We start from the raw sequence: 18,289 nt of genomic DNA, 5'->3' as shown, positions 1-18,289 counted from the left end.
ATCATCCGACCATTGTCCTTAGACCATAGATGAATCAATACGTTTAAGGGTCTTTTGGAGCCAGCAGACATAGCCTTTTTCTCTTTCAATTGCCCTTGTCAGCACTAAGTAATGCCCAAATTGAGCTGAATGCAGCGATTCAGCAGAAGGGTCTTCCTCTGTCAAAGCGTGCAGCTTCTGTTCCAGCACATCTACTTTCTTGGTGCGCTCTAACAGTTGATAGGCAAACAGGTCAGCCGCTTCTTTTTTGTCCATGGAGGAGATGAAAAAGGTTTTGAGCATGAATTCATCCTTTGTTGTTTCCGGAATCGGATCTTTTGTTTTTAACCACTGACGCAATTCCTCTTTTCCTGCCGCTGTGATTTGATAGACCTTCTTCTCCAGCTTTTTTCCTTGTATGTGAATATCAAATTCAATAAATCCTTCCTCTGTAAGACGCTTCAGCTCAGGGTAAATCTGACTGTGTTTCGCACTCCAAAACTGTCCAAGGGAATCCTTAAAATGTTTCGTGATATCGTATCCCGTCAGCTCATGCTGATCCAGCAAGCCAAGAATGGCATATTTTAGTACTCTCATGATGTGCCTCCAACGCTTATTCTTTGACAATAGTATACCATAGACTTTAAAATAAATATGTAAATCACAACATGTTTGAAAAAACATCATTCTAATGAAAGAAGGAATAAACATGGATCAATTCGTTGGACTTCATATGATTTATACGTATGAAAATGGCTGGGAATATGAGATTTACATTAAAAACGATCACACCATTGATTACCGCATTCATAGCGGAATGGTTGGAGGTCGCTGGGTCCGTGATCAAGAAGTAAATATTGTGAAGCTGACAAAAGGCGTATACAAAGTCTCTTGGACAGAACCAACTGGTACAGACGTCTCTCTGAACTTTATGCCTGAAGAAAAACGCATGCATGGCGTCATCTTCTTCCCAAAATGGGTGCATGAACGTCCAGACATCACCGTCTGCTATCAAAATGACTACATCGATCTCATGAAAGAATCTCGTGAAAAATACGAAACCTATCCGAAATATGTTGTCCCAGAATTTGCGGACATTACGTATATCCATCATGCAGGTGTGAATGACGAAACCATTATCGCAGAAGCACCATATGAAGGCATGACAGATGAAATAAGAGCTGGACGAAAATAAAAAAAGCGGCACGCCTAGTGCCGCTTTTACATTTGATAAAAGGCTATCATTTTAGTCCTTTTTATTGAATGCCTAACGTCTTTTTTGGAAGCATGAAACGGTAGACTGGCAGTTCATCACCTGCTTTTGAAGCAATAAACCCTGATGACATATAGCTGTCCTTTGATTCTGGTTCAAGGGCAAGTGAGAGCAAATTGGTTTGCGGCTGTGCCGTGACATATACCTTTGTTCCTTTTGGCAGCTGGCGTTTCTTGTCAACGAGTTTTGTTTCAAGCTGAATATCTGTTTTGCTCTTTTCCTCTCGCTTTGTCACTTGATAGGCTTGTACCGGCACTTTCATGCCAGCCGGCAATGTGACACTTTTTAATCCTAATGTTCTGAGTTTCCTTTCTACTCCTTCATGCCCCGGAAGAATGAGATAAGCTGTCGGCCGTTCTCTTGTTAAGACGGGAACAGCATCGCTCGCACTGTGAAAGCGTACAGGAACTTGAGTCGTTTGTCCCTTCTCAATATCAACCATTTCCAGCGAGTCATTGACAGATGCTTTGAAATCGTCTTGAATGACTACCTGATCATCATCATTTGGCAGCAGTCCTTTTTTGACCAGCTTCAGCCGCTCCGTCACCATTTGCTGCTTCACCTGTTTGGCATGTTTCACTGTAGTTTCAATGATTTTTTCATGGGTGGCTACTTGGGCAGCGACGCGGCGGGCAAAATCCTCTCTTCCAATCCCAATCCCTCTGCTTTCTACAAGAAATGACAGGGCTGGCGAAAGTGCAAGGGCATTACGGCCAATTCGCGCATCCGTTCCACCTTCATAGATGTCGATCTTTCCATCCTTTCCTCTTGTGTTTGTATAATACAAATCGTTAGAAAACCCTTTATTTGTCAGCGTTTCACGAACTCCGTTTACATACAACTCATTTGATGTCAGCCGGATGCTTTCTGGAATATTTAGATTCTTCCCTGAAAGAATAAGCAAATCATGATATTTGAGAGCGCCTGATGAACCGATATTTTCAAACTGCTTTTGACCCACATCGTATTCATGGGCATCAATGACCACTTCTGGCGCATACCGATTAAATTCTTGATGCAGGGCTGTCAGTTCTGGAGATTCTAATGTCATATGATCACGGTTTCCGTCTAATCCGTTTGCCAGTCTGCGGTCAAACGCATAAGAACCATCAGGATTGATTCTTGGGAAAATGATGATATTGACATGATTGAGTATACGCTCTCCTTCTTCACCTGCTAATCGTTTTGCAATGACGAGAGCAGATTCACCGGAGGCTGGTTCATTTCCGTGTATTTGTGCTTGGAGCCAGATGGTTGGCTTTTTTGAAAGTGGCGTGATGGAGCGATCCTTTGTAAAGTACAGAGCCGGAATGGATCTGCCTTCAATGGATGTTCCAATCTGTCTCTGCGTGGCGTAAGGACTTTTGCGGACAATGTCTCGTAAGAAAGCTTGTAGCTCTTCTTGGGTCGTAAATGCTTCTCCTTTTTTCTGAAAGGCAGGGGTATCAAACGTCTCGTCAGGCTCAGGGTATAGCTTTTTCACTGAAGCCGGCTGTTCATAACTCTTTCCATAATAAGGGGTTTCGGCATGAGCTGAAGCTGGGCTCACCATCGACAAACTGCCTGCTAAGAGGCATGCAGCAGCAAAAAGAATCGTGCCTTTTCGTTTGGACATGCTATCCTCTCCCTTCGTTGATTTGCATTATAAAGAAAAAAACAGCAAAAGTGTCAGTATTTTTCAAAAATAAATCTTTTGGAGGAACAGGCTTGTCTTTGTCTAGGGCAAATGAATGGAGCCTGGTCGGCAATATGACCTAAAAAAAGTGCCTGCCCGCAGCAGACACTTTTTTATTTACCAGATGGAAATGGCCCCAATGAGAACCGCCATGACGGTCATAGCGACGACTGCCAGCACAGCCCATTTCATCCCAAATTTCTGATGCTGATCCAGTGATACCCCAACAAGTCCAACAAGTAAATGAGTCGATGGAACAAGTGGACTTAACATATGAATCGGCTGACCAATAATAGAAGCTCTGGCAATCTCAATTTTATCGACACCATATGCTGCCGCTGTTTCTGATAGGATCGGCAGTACGCCGTAAAAGTATGCATCATTCGGCATAAAGAAAGTAAAGAGCCCGCTTGTTAATGCGACAATGACTGGAATAAAGCCGCCCAGCTGCTCTGGAATTGCAGATACAATCGAAATCGCCATTTCATCGACCATTTTCGTTCCAGTTAGAATACCTGTAAAAACACCTGCCGCAAAAATCATCGAAGCAATGGCTAAAACGTTTGTTGAGTGAGCCGCAATTCGCTCACGCTGCTGGTCCAAGTTCGGATAGTTCACGATAATCGCCACACAGAAAGCAAGAACAAATAGAACAGTTAAGCTGACTTTACCTGATACAAGCAGCAGCACCAATAACAAAGTCAGCGCCAGGTTAAACCACCAAAGCTTCGGCCGTTTGATGTCATCTTGCAGTGCCGCTGCCATTTCATTTGCATGAATCGGCTGGTCAAGTTCAATCACACCAAGGCGTTTTCTTTCGGCTTTTCCAAGAAAATAAGCAACAATAATCATACTGAGAACCCCTGCACCAATGACTGGAATCATTGGTCCAAATAAAAGTGAAGGATCAACGCCAAGTGCACTCGCCGCTCTAGGTGTAGCTCCTCCCCATGGAATTGTATTCATAATTCCCATGCCAACCCCGGCAATACCCGCTAAAATAATTGGACGGATGCCAAGCAGCGTAAATAGTGGAAGCATCGCTGTTGTTGTAATCATATACGTTGTCGTTCCATCACCATCAAGTGCAACAAGCATCGTCAAGACAGCTGTTCCGACAACGATTTTTAATGGATCGCCTTTAACGATTTTTAAAATTTTCGCCACCATTGGGTCAAATAAACCCGCATCAATCATAATGCCAAAGTACAAAATCGCAAACATGATCATGACCGCTGTTGGTGCGACTTGCTGCACGCCTTTGACAATCATGTCTGAAATTTCAGTAAAATGAAAACCTGCAATAAGAGCAAATGCAATTGGTGTTAACACCAATGCCGTTAAAACAGACATACGTTTCGTCATAATCAAAACCATAAATACAATCATCATAAGAAATCCTAAGATTGCTAACATATTGTTCACCCCTTATGTTGTATACGCTTTCATTAATGTGTTGGTATCCCATTTCCAACCCTTTTTGTCATCATATCTGAGGTGAGAATTGAAGTAAATATTATGAATTTTAATTCTTTTTCGGTCGATAAATGCTTTTTGTTCATTTTGTTCAAACATTGGGCTTTTTAATTCCATGAAAAAAACAAAGGGTTTATTTAAGCCCTTTGTCTTCTTTTCAGTGTGATAGAAAACCTTTGCAGTCTAGGAAGGATGAGTACTGGAGCGGAGCGAATATGAGATTCGTGAGCACCAGCACACAGAACTGACACCAAATGCAAGGGTTTGTCTACATCTGGAAGCGGTCTCACTCGACCGCTTGTTCTCCTTGTATCAATTGCTCATATTGCCTTAATTGATCTTCCATAAAGACCTTTGCCTCTTTGCTGTTCATATAACGACTTGTCCAGCCCTTTTGCTTTAATCGCTTTTTCCAGGACTTCGTTTTCGTCATTTTTTGAAGAAGCTGATCCCATTCACGAACCTCATGCTGACTCATTTGTTTTGGGCCCATCACACCGCGCCAATGGGAAAAGATGAGCGGAATGCCCTGCTCTTTCCATGTCGGCACATCTTCAAATCCATCTAAGCGCTGGCTGGTTGTCGTCGCTACGAGCTTCAGCCTCTTTTTTTCATAATCATGACGAACCTCTGTAATGGTAGTCGTTGCTGCATCCACCTCATGGTCGATGAGCGCCTGAAATAAATCATCTGCACTGTCAAATTTCAAAAATTGAATGCGATATGGATCAATTCCTGCCATTTCTGCTGCCCGGGCGAATGAGATTTGATCATCATTTCCAAAATCAGGGGCAAACCCAATTTTTAAGGAATCTGGTTTTTTCTTAAGTGCGTGTAACAGCTCCTTCCCATTTGAAAAAGGAGAATCCACTGGGACTGCGACGACCTGCCACTCTTCTGCAAGGATTGCCAGCGGTGTCACATCATTCATCGTCACGTTACTGCTGCCAAGCAAATTACGGCTTAACAATAAGCTTGAATTTAAACTGATATAGTTGGCTTCTCGCTCCATCATGTATGTCCATCCTTTATCCACCGTTCCGCCTCTTTGATAAAGAATGTTCACAGGCCGGTTCACCAGCTTCTCTTGTTCAAGCACTGATTTCATCACCTGAGCCGTTTGGTCAAATCCCCCCTCTGGTACACCCGACACCACAATATATAAGGAGCTTTGCTGCAGGAAAGAATCACCGGCCTTTTTTTCATTAAAGGTGAGCGTCATACAAAGGCAGAGCACGATCACAAAAAGTATTCCTTTTTTCATCTTTTATGACTCCGCTTGTTTGGCAGGATAATATTTACGTTCAGGTCTGCCAATGATTCCGTATGCAAGCTCTGCCCGGCATTCCCCTGTTGTCACGAGATACTCTACGTACCGTCTCGCCGTTGTACGTGATGCGCCCATCTTTTCCCCGAGTTCTTCTGCTGTAATTCCGCTAATCTCGGATGCCATCAATGTTTTCACTTTGTCCAAGGTCAGTGAATTGATGCCTGTAGGAAGATCTCTGTCATCCCTTTGTTTTGGCTCTTCCTGCATCTGCCCAAAAAACAGATCGATCATCGTTTGATTGACTTCATCTTTTGAATTGATGATGTCTTTCTTCTCTTTATATTCGGTTAAAACTTGTGCAAACTTTTGTGCGGTCACCGGTTTGATTAAATAATGAACCACTCCGTAATGAAGCGCATCTCTTAAAAGCGTCGTTTCCGTTGCAGCCGTGATAATGATCACATCTACTTCAGGATAGCGTTCTCTTAAAAGCGGCAGCAGGTTTGTGCCGAGCTCATCAGGCATATAGACATCAAGCAAGATGAGATCCACTTGTTCCCTCTGGAGCGCCTCCCACATATCCTTTGCACTCTTTGCCTTTCCAGCGACCTTAAATCCTTCTATCTTTTGTATATAAGATTCATGAATGGCAGCGATTCGAAAATCATCCTCCGCAATGAGTACCTTAATCACCATCTATTCCCCCTTTGTGCCTTTCGGTATGTATACAGTGAAGATGGCACCGCCTTCTTTTTGGTTCGCAACTTCAATCCAGCCCCCAAGCTCGTCCAACACTTCTTTCACATTTGCAAGCCCATAGCCTCGTCCTTCTCCCTTTGACGAATGGCCTCTTGTGAAAATCTGTGAGAGCTCCTCTTCATTCACTCCATCACCTGAATCTGACACTTCTATGATAATATCAAACCCAATATCTGTGATGAACAGGTCTACCTTGCGCTTCTCCTTATTTAATACAGCTTCAAAAGCATTATCTACGAGATTGCCAATGATGGTGATAAAGTGAGATAGGCTTAAATGAGCTGGGAGCGGCTCTAGTGAGCTATTTTCATCAATGTGGAAATGGACTTTTTTCTCAGATGCTTTCCCTAACTTGCCAAGTAAGATGGCTTGTATTTTAGGAGAACGAATCTGCTTCATGAGTAAATCGTGCTGACGGTTTTGCAGATGATATTCTTCTTTAATTAAGTCGATGGCTTCATCGACTTGCTTCAGCTCAAGCAGGCCTAAGATGGCGTACAGCTTATTTGAGAATTCGTGCGTTTGTGCCCTCAGGTCTTCCGAATATTGGCTGACCTCTGTTAATGTATCCAGCAGCTTCGTCAGCTCTGTTTTCTCCCTGAAGCTCACAATCCCTCCGAATACTCGATTCTCCTGCATTACTTTTTTCACATTTAAGACATAGGTTTTATCATTGACGACGGTTTCGATGTTAGGTTCAATCGTCTCTGACTTTAAATAGAGAAGAAGTTTGGCATTTGGCAAGACTTGATCAATATGAAGGGGCAGCTCTGATGAGACGCGCAGCATGTGCTCAGCTGATGTATTCATCATCGTAATCGCGCCTTTCTGGTCAAACGCAATGATCCCTTCTTTTATAGCGAGCAGCATCGCTTCTCTTTCTCGATACAACGAAGCTATTTCATGCGGCTCAAGCCCTAATGTATCTTTGCGAATACTCTTCGTTAAAAAAATCGCACCGAATATGCCTGGCAAGAGCACAAGAAGGGCAATATAGCTAAGCTTCAATAGCTGATGAGCTGTCGCTTGATCGATTTCCTTTTTTAAAAATTCGACGGTGACTGTGCCGATAATTTCTTCATGCCCTTCTGTTTCTTTCATAATGGGTGCACTGCCTCTGACAACGGTTTCACCATTAGAATCATCAGTTGATATGGAAGTTCCTCCAAATAAGAGAGTACTTCTTCCTTCCGATACACTGATGGTCTTTCCTACGTCCTCATGATTCGTATGAACAAGGACCTTTGCTTTTCGATTGGTAATGAAGATGGCATGTGCTCTTACTTGCTCCTTCATTTGCTCAAGCACTGCCTGTTCTTCATTTTGGGACGCTGATAGAGCCACCGATGCTTTAATGGGCGGCATATATGATATTGTTCTAGCGGTCTGCACCGCCAGCTGTTCAGCTTGTCCCTGCCTTTCTGATGTCTGCAGAAAACCAAAACAAATGGTTAATAATGCAATGACAACAAGCAAAAGCCCGATAATTAACCCCAAAATTTTCGTTTGTAAAGTGACTTTCCTTTTGCCCATCCTCACCGCTACAACCCCTAATTCAGTAGATTCACCCGAATAGACTCTAAGAAAATGATATCATTTTTTCTTACTAAGTTAAGAGAAAATTCTTTCAAACAAAAAAGACGACTCAAAATCGAGTCGTCCCTGTATGCCTATTACGTGATCGATAAACCAGCACTCGCATAGCCTGCTACGGTATTCACTAAGGATAGACCTGTAGCTGATGCGGAGAATACAACAAGCAATCGTGTTTCCGGTGTGACTGGTACATTTAGACCAGTCGCAATACCGTTTGCAATCACACCCAGCGTTAAAACACCGGTTAAAGCTGGTGCTAATGTGACACTCGCTACTTGAGTGAAACTGTTATTTGGTGTCGGTGAAGCGAATAGACTAGCCGTTACGGTAATACTCGTGCCGACTAAAGAAAGAGCTGCTGTTGTGCTGAAATAGCCTGCAAATGACGTGATCGTCCCAGCTCTCGGAACTGAGAACGCCATGTTGAGTAAAGTGCCTGCAGCGCCTGTTAAATCAATTACTCCGCCAAAAATACTGACACCTGTCGCTGAGTTACCAAATCCGATCAAGCTGGATGTTCCAACAAGACCGCCTGCAATTGTTGTCAGGACAGCAGGTGTACCTGATGCAAACGGAATGATCGCACTCGATCCTGTCACTCCTGTTGGACCGGTGGCTCCTGTGGCTCCTGTACCTGTGACTCCGGTGGCTCCTGTTGCACCGGTTACACCCGTTGCTCCAGTTAAACCTGTAATACCCGTTACACCGGTCACTCCTGTTGCTCCGGTTGCGCCGGTTAGACCTGTGGCTCCTGTGACTCCGGTGGCTCCGGTAACTCCTGTTGCTCCCGTAGCTCCGGTAACCCCTGTTTCTCCCGTGGCTCCGGTTATTCCAGTTGCACCGGTTGCTCCGGTAACCCCGGTAACCCCTGTTTCTCCCGTCGCTCCGGTTATTCCAGTTGCACCGGTTACTCCGGTAACCCCTGTTTCTCCCGTCGCTCCGGTTAATCCAGTTGCACCGGTTGCTCCGGTAACCCCTGTTTCTCCCGTAGCTCCGGTTATTCCAGTTGCACCGGTCGCTCCAGTCACTCCTGTAGCTCCCGTCGCTCCTGTACCGGTTGCACCTGTAACGCCAGTCGCGCCTGCGGCAGCTAATAACGTATAATCTGGTGACGTATCTGGTGTGCCTGTTGGCGGTGCTGTGTTCACGATATAGGTTCCACCTTCATACGTGACCACTTGACCTACTGGATACGTTGGGGCTGCCGCTGGATCAAACGCCGTGACGCCGGCTAAGCCGACTCCCGTTGCTCCTGTGATCCCGGTTGCACCTGTTGCGCCCGTATCACCAGTTACCCCAGTTGCACCTGTGACACCGGTGGCTCCGGTTGGACCAATTTCCCCCGTTGCTCCTGTAACGCCAGTAACTCCGGTTGGACCAATTTCCCCCGTTGCTCCCGTGACGCCAGTGACTCCGGTTGGGCCAATTTCTCCTGTTGCTCCCGTCGCTCCTGTACCGGTTGCACCTGTAACGCCAGTCGCGCCTGCGGCTGCTAATAACGTATAATCTGGTGACGTATCTGGTGTGCCTGTTGGCGGTGCCGTATTCACGATATAGGTTCCACCTTCATACGTGACCACTTGACCTACTGGATATGTCGGTGCTGCCGCTGGATCAAACGCTGTGACGCCGGCTAAGCCTACTCCCGTCGCTCCTGTGATCCCGGTTGCACCTGTTGCGCCCGTATCACCAGTTACCCCAGTTGCACCTGTGACACCGGTGGCTCCGGTTGGGCCAATTTCTCCCGTCGCTCCCGTGACGCCGGTGGCTCCGGTTGGACCAATTTCCCCCGTTGCTCCCGTGACGCCAGTAACTCCGGTTGGACCAATTTCCCCCGTTGCTCCTGTAACGCCTGTTGCTCCCGTCGCTCCTGTACCGGTTGCACCTGTAACGCCAGTCGCGCCTGCGGCTGCTAATAACGTATAATCTGGTGATGTATCTGGTGTTCCTGTTGGTGGTGCTGTGTTCACGACATAGGTTCCACCTTCATACGTGACCACTTGACCTACTGGATACGTTGGGGCTGCCGCTGGATCAAACGCTGTGACGCCGGCTAAGCCGATTCCCGTCGCTCCTGTGATCCCTGTTGCACCTGTTGCGCCCGTATCACCAGTTACCCCAGTTGCTCCCGTAACGCCAGTGACTCCGGTTGGGCCAATTTCTCCCGTCGCTCCCGTGACGCCGGTGGCTCCGGTTGGACCAATTTCTCCTGTTGCTCCCGTGACACCGGTGGCTCCAGTTGGGCCAATTTCTCCTGTTGCTCCCGTGACGCCGGTGGCTCCGGTTGGACCAATTTCCCCCGTTGCTCCCGTGACGCCAGTAACTCCGGTTGGACCAATTTCCCCCGTTGCTCCAGTTGCACCCGTACCGGTAGCGCCTGTAACGCCAGTCGCGCCTGCGGCTGCTAATAACGTATAATCTGGTGATGTATCTGGTGTACCTGTTGGTGATGCTGTGTTCACAAGATATGTTCCACCTTCATATGTCACCACTTGCCCCAATGGGTATCCTGGCGCTGCTGCAGCATCATACGGTACGACTCCCGTTAAACCCACGCCGGTGGCGCCTGTGGCTCCAGTTGGACCTGGATCTCCTGTGACACCTGTTGGCCCTGTACCTGTTTCCCCCGCTGCAGCTAATAATGTATAATCTGCCGACGTATCCGGTGTACCTAATGGAGGTACTGAATTGACGACGTACGTACTGCCATCGTATGTCACCACTTGCCCTACTGGGTAGGTTGGTGCTACTGCTGGATCAAATGCCAAGATGCCTGTTAAACCTACGCCTGTTGGACCGATTGGACCTGCTGGACCTGCTGGGCCTGCCGGACCCGCTGGACCCACTGCACCCGCTGGACCTGCTGGGCCTCTTTTTCCTCTCCCGCCTGGCGGACCTTGAATCACACAAACACAAGGATCTTTTCCGCAGCAAGGATTTTTTACTGGTTTCCTAGGCTTTTCTGATATCCCTTTTTTACAACTATCACATTCCCAGCCATCATCCTTATACGCATCATACCAGCTTCCTTTTTGGTAGTGGTCTGTCGAATGAGTTGGATATGTCTTACCACATTGCCTACATCTTTTCATGGAATCACCCCCATCCATCGTATTCATCATGACTGGGAAAGGTGTATGTACACTTTTATTTTTTTAAAATAATCAAAAGACCTTGCACTTTATGCACAAGGTCCTTCTTTCATTAAAGTCTCATCGTCATTTTTAAATCTTTTCCTACCATACTATAATCCATATCTACCGGCCGGATGGCTTCTTTTAATGATTTCGTACCTTCTCCTTCAAAGAAAGTAGGTGCATCTTTCCCTCCAATTAATAATGGTGCCATATAAATAATGACTTCGTTCACAAGTGACGCTTCTAAAAAGGATGCGCTCACACTCCCTCCCGCCTCTACAAGCACCGACATCACAGAGCGCCTTTTCAGCATACGTAACACCGCATGAAGATCTGTCCGATTTTCTCCGCTTGTGACAAATACTTGATGTCCTTTTTGCACCAGTTGATGGTATTTTTTTTGATCATACTTGTTTGAGGTACAAATGATGGTTTCTGCCATATGATCATTTAAACATTTCGCATGAAGCGGAATCCTTAAGGTGGAATCTAAAATGACACGAATGGGCTGTGTCACGAATGAATCTTTTACAATAAGACCTGCATCATCTTGAATAATGGTTTCGACGCCTGTTATCACAGCATCTGCTTCTTGACGTAATTGCTGCACTTCATTCCTCGCTTCTGTCCCTGTAATCCATTTGCTTTCTTGATGAGCTGTTGCAATTTTCCCATCTAATGAAATGGCTGTTTTTAATATGACATACGGAAGGTCTGATTGTATCGAATGAAAAAAAGGAAGATTTAAGCTGTCCGCTTCCCGCTTACATATCCCTTCTTCTACTTCTATCCCTGCTTGTTTCAACATCGTGACCCCTTTACCTGCTACAAGTGGATTTGGGTCCCCAGTGGCAATGACCACACGTTTCACCCCGCTCTTTATAATGGCTTCTGAGCAAGGACCTGTTTTTCCATGATGCGAACAAGGTTCGAGCGTCACATATAGATGAGCCCCCTTCGCCTTTTCTCCTGCCATTTGCAGCGCATGAATTTCAGCATGCGGCTCGCCCGCCTTCATGTGAGCACCAATTCCAACGATCTCACCTTTTTTGACTACCACTGCCCCGACAAGCGGATTTGGCGAGGTTTGTCCTTTCATGGCCTTTGCGTTGGCAATCGCTAGCTTCATATAAAAAACATCGTCTTTCATGTAAGTCTCCTTTCCTCTCTTTCAAGGGAAAGAACTCCTTCAGGGAATGAAGGAGTTCTATTCTCATGTGCTATATTTTTTCCATCCGTTTCTTTTCAGATCGATCATAGTAAGGCAAGGAATAAAAAAGTTTATAAGATGCTCGTTGTTTACAAAAACAGCATTTGCGACATTCATATTTATTAATGAGGAGCACATGCGGACAATTGAGTACAGACAGACCTTTTTTCATATGTTCCTTGCAAACACTTATCATGAGAATCCCCCGCTTACATTCTTTTTCTTAATGAGAGATTACTTCTTTCGGAAATTGTTCAAATAAGCGTAGTACTTCGGTATGCGTCCCATCTTCTCGAACGTGATAAATCCCGCCGTCATATGAGCTTGCATATACATCATTGCCTAATTGTCTGATGGCACTAATCCCATTTTGGGCAATTCTAATTGGGCCGGTGTTGACATCCAGCTCTGGATTCCACACAACGATATAGCCCCAATAATCACCGCTTACAATATAGCCTGAGTCTGTGACTGTGACCGATTTAATCGAATACTGGTGTTCGTTATGCTGGTCTAAAATTCTTCCTGTATGCAAATCAAACAATCTCACATTCTTGTCGCGGCTGACAATGGCGATACGGTCTCGTTTACTATCAATAAAGACATCATTTAACAGCTCTGTCGCACCAATGTACTCCGCTTTTAAGGACAAACTCTTTTTATCTAAAAGACAAATGGTTCCTTCAACTGCTGCTGTGATGATAAGATCTCCTTCTACCTTTAATGCTTTAACTGCACAATCGTGTGCTTTGGAACGGCCGATTTCCTTTAAGTGTTCTGTCGAAATGACATGTACATAACCGCCGTAAGTCCCAATATAAAATTGACGATCCTCCTCGTGGAAATACACGCTGTTGACCGGACCTGTGTTAAGATCAAACGAAACCATTTGCTGTAATGACTCATGAACAATATGCACCTGACTTGCATGGTCTCCCCACGCATAATAGCTTCCATCCCGTGCAACAGCTACTCCATTTGTTAAAACGCCCGTCGATTTGGCAATTTCAATCCCATTTTTTCTGAATTTTCCATCATCGGATGCGGTAATGATATCACCCGCATCAGTCAGCGCAATATCATTGATAGATGGTGTCGCCATTTCGATCTCATCTGATACGACTTTGCCCTTTTCGATCGACCATTCACAATATGTCTTTCCAAAGCTGGCTCCTAGTATTGACTTCTCATCCTCTGTCCAGACAAGTGAGCGCTCCCACTGATATTTATGAGGCAGCAGTGTATCGACTAAATCACCTGTTTCATAATTCCACAGCTTAATTAAATGGTCGTAGCCTGCTGTCAGCAAGTAATTGCCGCTTGGAGAAAAATTCACGCGCTTGACGCCCTGTAAATGGGCTTTGATGATTTTCTTCTCCTGTAAAGTAGCTGCATCGTAAATAATAACAGTGCCATCATCTCTGCCAAGTGCGAATACTTCTTTTTGATTGCTGCCACTGATCGTATCGAGCTCATAATCAAACGGGCCGATTTCCCCTACAATTTCTCCGGTTTCATACAGCCATACAAGGACATATCCATCATCACCTGTTGTATAAGCTTTATCACCATGTATCCATACAGCTAATACATCTTTGCTATGGCCATGGAATTCTCTTAAAATAGCGCCCGTTTCGATATCCCAGACTAAGCATCTTCTATCTCTGGACACGGATACAAGCAAAGTATCCTGCTTCGCAAAAGCGACGGCTTCTACATCATCTGCATGACCAAACAACGTGCGGATTCGGGTATTTGTGCCTGTATCATACAATTGAATCGTATAGTCTGACGATGCACTCGCTAAATACTTTCCGTTTTCTGAAAGAGATATAGAATTAATGATATGCTCGTGACTGCCAATAAACGTTCCTTCTCCCGTCGCCCGGTTCCACTGATAAATACAGCGGTCATAGCCGCCAGTGTAAACAATTTGGTCGTGCTGAGTTGATAAAACAGATGTAATTGGTCCTCTATGCATGGTTTTACACTCCCACCTTTATATGTTGTTTTTGACGAGTCACTAAACGAAAACCAGTAAATCGAAAAACGGGATCTGGGTGCTTCCCGTGTCTTCTTGCGACTCTGCATAAATCTCCGCCTCTTGCGAAGGAGCCGCCCTTTAAAATGTAGTAATCATTTCCGAGTGTTTCCGTTAAATCATCGACGACCTCGATGCCGCCTTCATATACGTGATATTTGGTGTTGACCCATTCCTCGACGTTGCCTCCCATATCATAAAGACCAAATAAGGATCGGCCCTTTTCGTAATGACGGACAGGGGTCGTTTTTTCAATATTTGATTCGTGCGTATTGCAGTAAGAAGGATCAAACTCATCTCCCCACGGGTATTGATTTCTCGTGTTTCCCCGGGCAGCATACTCCCATTCTTCTTCAGTAGGAATCGAAACATCAATCCCAAGTTTCCCGCTCAGCCACTGACAGAACGAGAAGGCTTCCTCAATGTCCATGCCCCAAGCTGGATGATCTTTTCCCCCGCCAAGCTCTTCGTTCGTTAAACTCTCTGGGTATGTCTGGCCTGTTTCATCACAATAGCTTTGATACAATTCATTGCTGACGACCGTATCTGAGATAAAAAATTCGTTGATATACGGATGATAGGATGGAAATTCTTTGTACAGCCACTTTTGAAATTTTTTCTCACGGCCGTAGGTTGGATTGAGCAGCTTGTCCTTCCAGAATTCTGCTGCCTTTTTCATATCTTCTTCATTACTTCCAATCGTTGCATAACCGCTTGGGATTTGAATCCAATTGATATCAGGTTTCACGCTTTTCTCCCGCCTTCTTTCAATAAACTCGTCTATTGATTAATTAATTTCTTCTCATCGACCATATGCCCTGAGGCTGCTTTTGCCTTTAAATAGGCTTCATTGTAGAGAGAGGCTTCGACCGTATGATCAAACCGCAAAACAGGAAGACCGTAAGCTGCAATAGAATCGACTTTATCTGGATTGTTCGTTAGTAAATGCAATGGTTTCCCTTTGTTTAAATAGTGCAAAACAGCTGCTGCTTCCTCGTAATGCCGATCATCATCCCCGCAGCCGATCAGGCGGTTGGCTTCAAAAGTATCCAGCTGCATCTCCTGTAATTTATACGTCAACGCTTTTGCCATCAGCCCAATAGACCGACCTTCTTGATTGGCCATATACACAAGCATGCCTTTTCCGTAATCGGTGATTTTCTTCAGCGATAATGCAAGCTGTGGACCACAATCACATTTCAGTGACCCAAACACATCCCCTGTTTGGCAGACACTATGGATTCGCACAAGCGGCGGCCGTTCATTTTCAAAGTCGCCAAATAAGAGACAAGAGGAAAAGGTTTGCTGCGCGGTACTCATTTGGACAATAGATTCGATCGTTGGTTTTGTATCCCGTTCAACAGGCGCGAAGGCATACCACTTAAATGGCACTTCTTCATGTTGAATGGAAATTGGCAGATTCACAGGCCCCACGAGCAAATAGTGTTTTTCTTGAAAGGTAAAATGATGAATCATTGATTGTAATTCATCTACAAACTTGTTCATTTGTCTCCCCCCTATTCATCACTGCACCCAAATCGACTCCCATAGCGCAGTGATGGAGTGATGAATATGTGTACGCACTCCCTCAGCTTGTGTGCTCCCGCAGAAAGAAATGGATGTGCAGTGTCTCTCATCGCTTTAGACCTTGTCCTTTTCCAGTACAAAGGAGCAGAAATCTTGGTTCATATGCTTTATTTTCTGTCAGAGCAGCAAACGCCCTTGATTGATAGACGCTCTTTCTTCCCATGAACACCTCTGCTAGCTTTGAATCACTCACCTTTGTACTAGATTTTGACGGCAATGACATGATGCTGGCTTATTCCGGCCTTCGCTTGTAACGGTGATATGGATACAAGCTCAAGACCTGATGTACAAATTTTTTCGCCAAGCTGAGAATCTGAAAATGAAAAATGGAAACGGCCATCTTCTCCGATTAATCCTGTTTTCCACTGTTCTCCCCAGACAACAAGTGAAAAGACACCGCCTTCATGAAGTAAAGAAGAGACCTGTTTTAAATAACGTTCATGATCATCAGGATGTTGATGATGAAAGCAGCCATGATCTAAAATTAAATCAAACTGCATCCCGCGTCCCTGATCCATGGACCATGACATAAAATCTTGATGAACAAAATGGACAGGAACTGTTTCTCTTTTCTGTAACCCTTCCCACTCCTCATGCTCATACAGGTCGATACCGACATATCCGGAAAGCCCGCTTAAATGTTCTAGTGCACGGCCGTTGCCGCACCCGATATCCAGCACAGAAGCAAGTGCATTCTTTTCCCTTGAACGCCATGCCTTTAATGACATCACTGCTGCGTCTGTTAAGGATGGATCAGTAGACCACATATCTGTTCTTTGCTCATAATGCTCTTGGAATGCCATGCGCATATTTTCTAAATACAATCCACTGTCTTCATGGTACAAAGCCTTTTTCATCATGAAACCTCCTTCAATTCACAATCTTCTTTTCGGGCAAAGGTGGTTTTCAAGCCAAAAACCTTATGTTAAAATGAAAGATGGATTTTTTAGGAAAGTCTGTTTTTCTGAAAAAGGAGAGAAGCACCCCACATGTTCACTCTTCTTTTTCAGCATTCATCCTCATATGCAGCCGTTCGAGGGCCGCATCGCCTCAGCTTGTTCTCTCTTTTTTTCATATGAGTTCACCTCCTTTACCGTTCGATCAACTCACATTTCTTAGTGAAACCGCTTTCTCTTTTTTATAAGGACTTAACGTCTTTTTCAATCTCTTACACTATGCTTTTAGTAGAAAGATCAATCTACTGTTTAGAATGGCGATCATTTTTTCTTCAAGTAAACGACGATTTGTTCTGTTCTAGTAGACATTTTTGTATCTAAGAGGCGCTTACGCCTTTGTTCTTGCCACCTCCTTTCACTAGATTATGCTTGGAATAAACCCGCCAGAAATTTAACAACTAATTCCATAATGACTGGATTAAGCCAAATATATTGTTTTTAGTTTATTTTGTCAACAAATTATTTCCTAAACATTAAAATGAATTTCTAATTGAAAATACAGGTATTTTTCGTGGTTTTTTGACCTTAAAACACTTATTTCTACACAAAAATACAACTTAAACCAATAGAACTAAGAAATTTATCTACTAAATTACACAAGTTTTTTATTTAATTTTAAATCAAAATAGAAAGATACAATGATTATTTCCCGAATGGTTTTTTGTGATATTTCGACTATTTTTTTTGATTCTCCATGATTTTCATTGGTATAACGGCATTTTCAATTAGAGAGTTTACTATTTATTCCATACTTCTGTATTTACTTATTATCGTAAAAAAGATATATGTCTCTCTTTCAGACATGGAAGCATGAAAAAAAGCCCCTTACAAAAGTAAGAGGCTTTTTCGGTTGGCGTTTACGCCCAGTTTTTCACTTTTTCATGATCTGTGACAAAGAGAAGGACTTTCCCTTCGTCTAAATGTTCTTCAAATGTCTCAGCTTCTTCTTTTGAGAAACCAATTTCATGAATTTTATTGCGGAGCTCATCACCCTTTTTACTAAAGATGTTCCCAACCGCATGTTTGATTCCAACTTCTCTTGAGCCAATCGTATTGGCATCTGCATTATTTGCAATACGCTCTGTTCGATCATCGTCATGGGACAGAACATAAATGTCCTCTCTTGCAACACCGAGTGCCTTTAATTGCTCTACATCTTTTTGAAGTGTTTCATCATTTGAATACTCTCTTACAACAGGTTTCATTTTATATTCCTCCTTTAACGTCTTACGAATCTTTTACCCGTCACTTTTGACATTAAACCTTCCACGAGCACATCCAATTTTCTTGAAAGACATACTATGTCTATCGACTTATTTTTGACAAAAAT

The 18,289-nt window shown here is 44.2% G+C and carries 14 protein-coding genes; 1 reads left to right on the top strand and 13 read right to left on the bottom strand.

All coding sequences use genetic code 11. The annotated features are described in order from the left end of the window. Positions 1–18 precede the first annotated feature (18 nt). Entirely contained in the window at positions 19–576 is a 558-nt protein-coding gene (locus tag MHB66_RS03645) for a PadR family transcriptional regulator (RefSeq protein WP_041116163.1), read from the bottom strand. A gap of 112 nt (positions 577–688) precedes the next feature. On the opposite strand from MHB66_RS03645, the gene MHB66_RS03640 reads away from it, so the two are divergent. Next, entirely contained in the window at positions 689–1,174 is a 486-nt protein-coding gene (locus MHB66_RS03640) for a phenolic acid decarboxylase (RefSeq protein ID WP_008341777.1), read from the top strand. A 61-nt stretch (positions 1,175–1,235) separates the two neighbouring features. Here MHB66_RS03640 and MHB66_RS03635 read toward each other — a convergent pair whose 3' ends face one another. From MHB66_RS03635 to MHB66_RS03580, 12 genes are all read right to left on the bottom strand, one after another. Beyond that, positions 1,236–2,867: a M14 family metallocarboxypeptidase gene (locus MHB66_RS03635; RefSeq protein WP_046314232.1), complete on the bottom strand. Its 1,632-nt coding sequence runs from the start codon at positions 2,865–2,867 to the stop codon at positions 1,236–1,238. Positions 2,868–3,044: 177 nt separating this feature from the next. Next, positions 3,045–4,343, bottom strand: a complete 1,299-nt coding sequence (locus MHB66_RS03630; RefSeq protein ID WP_046314229.1) for a citrate:proton symporter — start codon at positions 4,341–4,343, stop codon at positions 3,045–3,047. A 346-nt stretch (positions 4,344–4,689) separates the two neighbouring features. Continuing rightward, positions 4,690–5,667, bottom strand: coding sequence for a tripartite tricarboxylate transporter substrate-binding protein (locus tag MHB66_RS03625; protein WP_046314227.1), 978 nt, complete (start codon positions 5,665–5,667; stop codon positions 4,690–4,692). 3 nt (positions 5,668–5,670) lie between these two features. Beyond that, positions 5,671–6,366, bottom strand: coding sequence for a response regulator (locus MHB66_RS03620; protein WP_046314340.1), 696 nt, complete (start codon positions 6,364–6,366; stop codon positions 5,671–5,673). Positions 6,367–6,369: 3 nt separating this feature from the next. Continuing rightward, entirely contained in the window at positions 6,370–7,965 is a 1,596-nt protein-coding gene (locus MHB66_RS03615) for a sensor histidine kinase (RefSeq protein WP_041116157.1), read from the bottom strand. Between the two features lie 140 nt (positions 7,966–8,105). Beyond that, a complete protein-coding gene (locus tag MHB66_RS03610) occupies positions 8,106–11,120 on the bottom strand; it encodes an exosporium glycoprotein BclB-related protein (protein WP_251180360.1) in 3,015 nt (1,004 codons plus the stop codon). Positions 11,121–11,232: 112 nt separating this feature from the next. Continuing rightward, on the bottom strand, positions 11,233–12,315 hold the full coding sequence (ribD, locus tag MHB66_RS03605; protein ID WP_024426637.1) for a bifunctional diaminohydroxyphosphoribosylaminopyrimidine deaminase/5-amino-6-(5-phosphoribosylamino)uracil reductase RibD: 1,083 nt from the start codon (positions 12,313–12,315) through the stop codon (positions 11,233–11,235). Positions 12,316–12,598: 283 nt separating this feature from the next. After that, on the bottom strand, positions 12,599–14,356 hold the full coding sequence (locus MHB66_RS03600; RefSeq protein WP_041116155.1) for a WD40 repeat domain-containing protein: 1,758 nt from the start codon (positions 14,354–14,356) through the stop codon (positions 12,599–12,601). Between the two features lie 4 nt (positions 14,357–14,360). After that, positions 14,361–15,164, bottom strand: a complete 804-nt coding sequence (locus tag MHB66_RS03595; RefSeq protein ID WP_041116153.1) for an SUMF1/EgtB/PvdO family nonheme iron enzyme — start codon at positions 15,162–15,164, stop codon at positions 14,361–14,363. A 32-nt stretch (positions 15,165–15,196) separates the two neighbouring features. Continuing rightward, entirely contained in the window at positions 15,197–15,922 is a 726-nt protein-coding gene (locus MHB66_RS03590) for a GTP cyclohydrolase II (RefSeq protein ID WP_034282729.1), read from the bottom strand. A 281-nt stretch (positions 15,923–16,203) separates the two neighbouring features. After that, positions 16,204–16,860: a methyltransferase domain-containing protein gene (locus tag MHB66_RS03585; protein WP_046314045.1), complete on the bottom strand. Its 657-nt coding sequence runs from the start codon at positions 16,858–16,860 to the stop codon at positions 16,204–16,206. A gap of 956 nt (positions 16,861–17,816) precedes the next feature. Then, entirely contained in the window at positions 17,817–18,164 is a 348-nt protein-coding gene (locus MHB66_RS03580; protein WP_041116151.1) for a general stress protein, read from the bottom strand. Positions 18,165–18,289: the final 125 nt, after the last annotated feature.

This window comes from Bacillus sp. FSL L8-0167 (assembly GCF_038630295.1).
GTDB lineage: Bacteria > Bacillota > Bacilli > Bacillales > Bacillaceae > Bacillus > Bacillus safensis.
Note: the sequence above shows the minus strand (reverse complement) of the source record. Positions and strands in the feature narration are given on the sequence as shown.

Coding starts and splice junctions, on each gene's coding strand:
- MHB66_RS03645 (WP_041116163.1), bottom strand. CDS start 576: ATGAGAGTACTAAAATATGCCATTCTTGGCTTGCTGGATCAGCATGAG.
- MHB66_RS03640 (WP_008341777.1), top strand. CDS start 689: ATGGATCAATTCGTTGGACTTCATATGATTTATACGTATGAAAATGGC.
- MHB66_RS03635 (WP_046314232.1), bottom strand. CDS start 2,867: ATGTCCAAACGAAAAGGCACGATTCTTTTTGCTGCTGCATGCCTCTTA.
- MHB66_RS03630 (WP_046314229.1), bottom strand. CDS start 4,343: ATGTTAGCAATCTTAGGATTTCTTATGATGATTGTATTTATGGTTTTG.
- MHB66_RS03625 (WP_046314227.1), bottom strand. CDS start 5,667: ATGAAAAAAGGAATACTTTTTGTGATCGTGCTCTGCCTTTGTATGACG.
- MHB66_RS03615 (WP_041116157.1), bottom strand. CDS start 7,965: ATGGGCAAAAGGAAAGTCACTTTACAAACGAAAATTTTGGGGTTAATT.
- MHB66_RS03610 (WP_251180360.1), bottom strand. CDS start 11,120: ATGAAAAGATGTAGGCAATGTGGTAAGACATATCCAACTCATTCGACA.
- ribD (WP_024426637.1), bottom strand. CDS start 12,315: ATGAAAGACGATGTTTTTTATATGAAGCTAGCGATTGCCAACGCAAAG.
- MHB66_RS03600 (WP_041116155.1), bottom strand. CDS start 14,356: ATGCATAGAGGACCAATTACATCTGTTTTATCAACTCAGCACGACCAA.
- MHB66_RS03590 (WP_034282729.1), bottom strand. CDS start 15,922: ATGAACAAGTTTGTAGATGAATTACAATCAATGATTCATCATTTTACC.
- MHB66_RS03585 (WP_046314045.1), bottom strand. CDS start 16,860: ATGAAAAAGGCTTTGTACCATGAAGACAGTGGATTGTATTTAGAAAAT.
- MHB66_RS03580 (WP_041116151.1), bottom strand. CDS start 18,164: ATGAAACCTGTTGTAAGAGAGTATTCAAATGATGAAACACTTCAAAAA.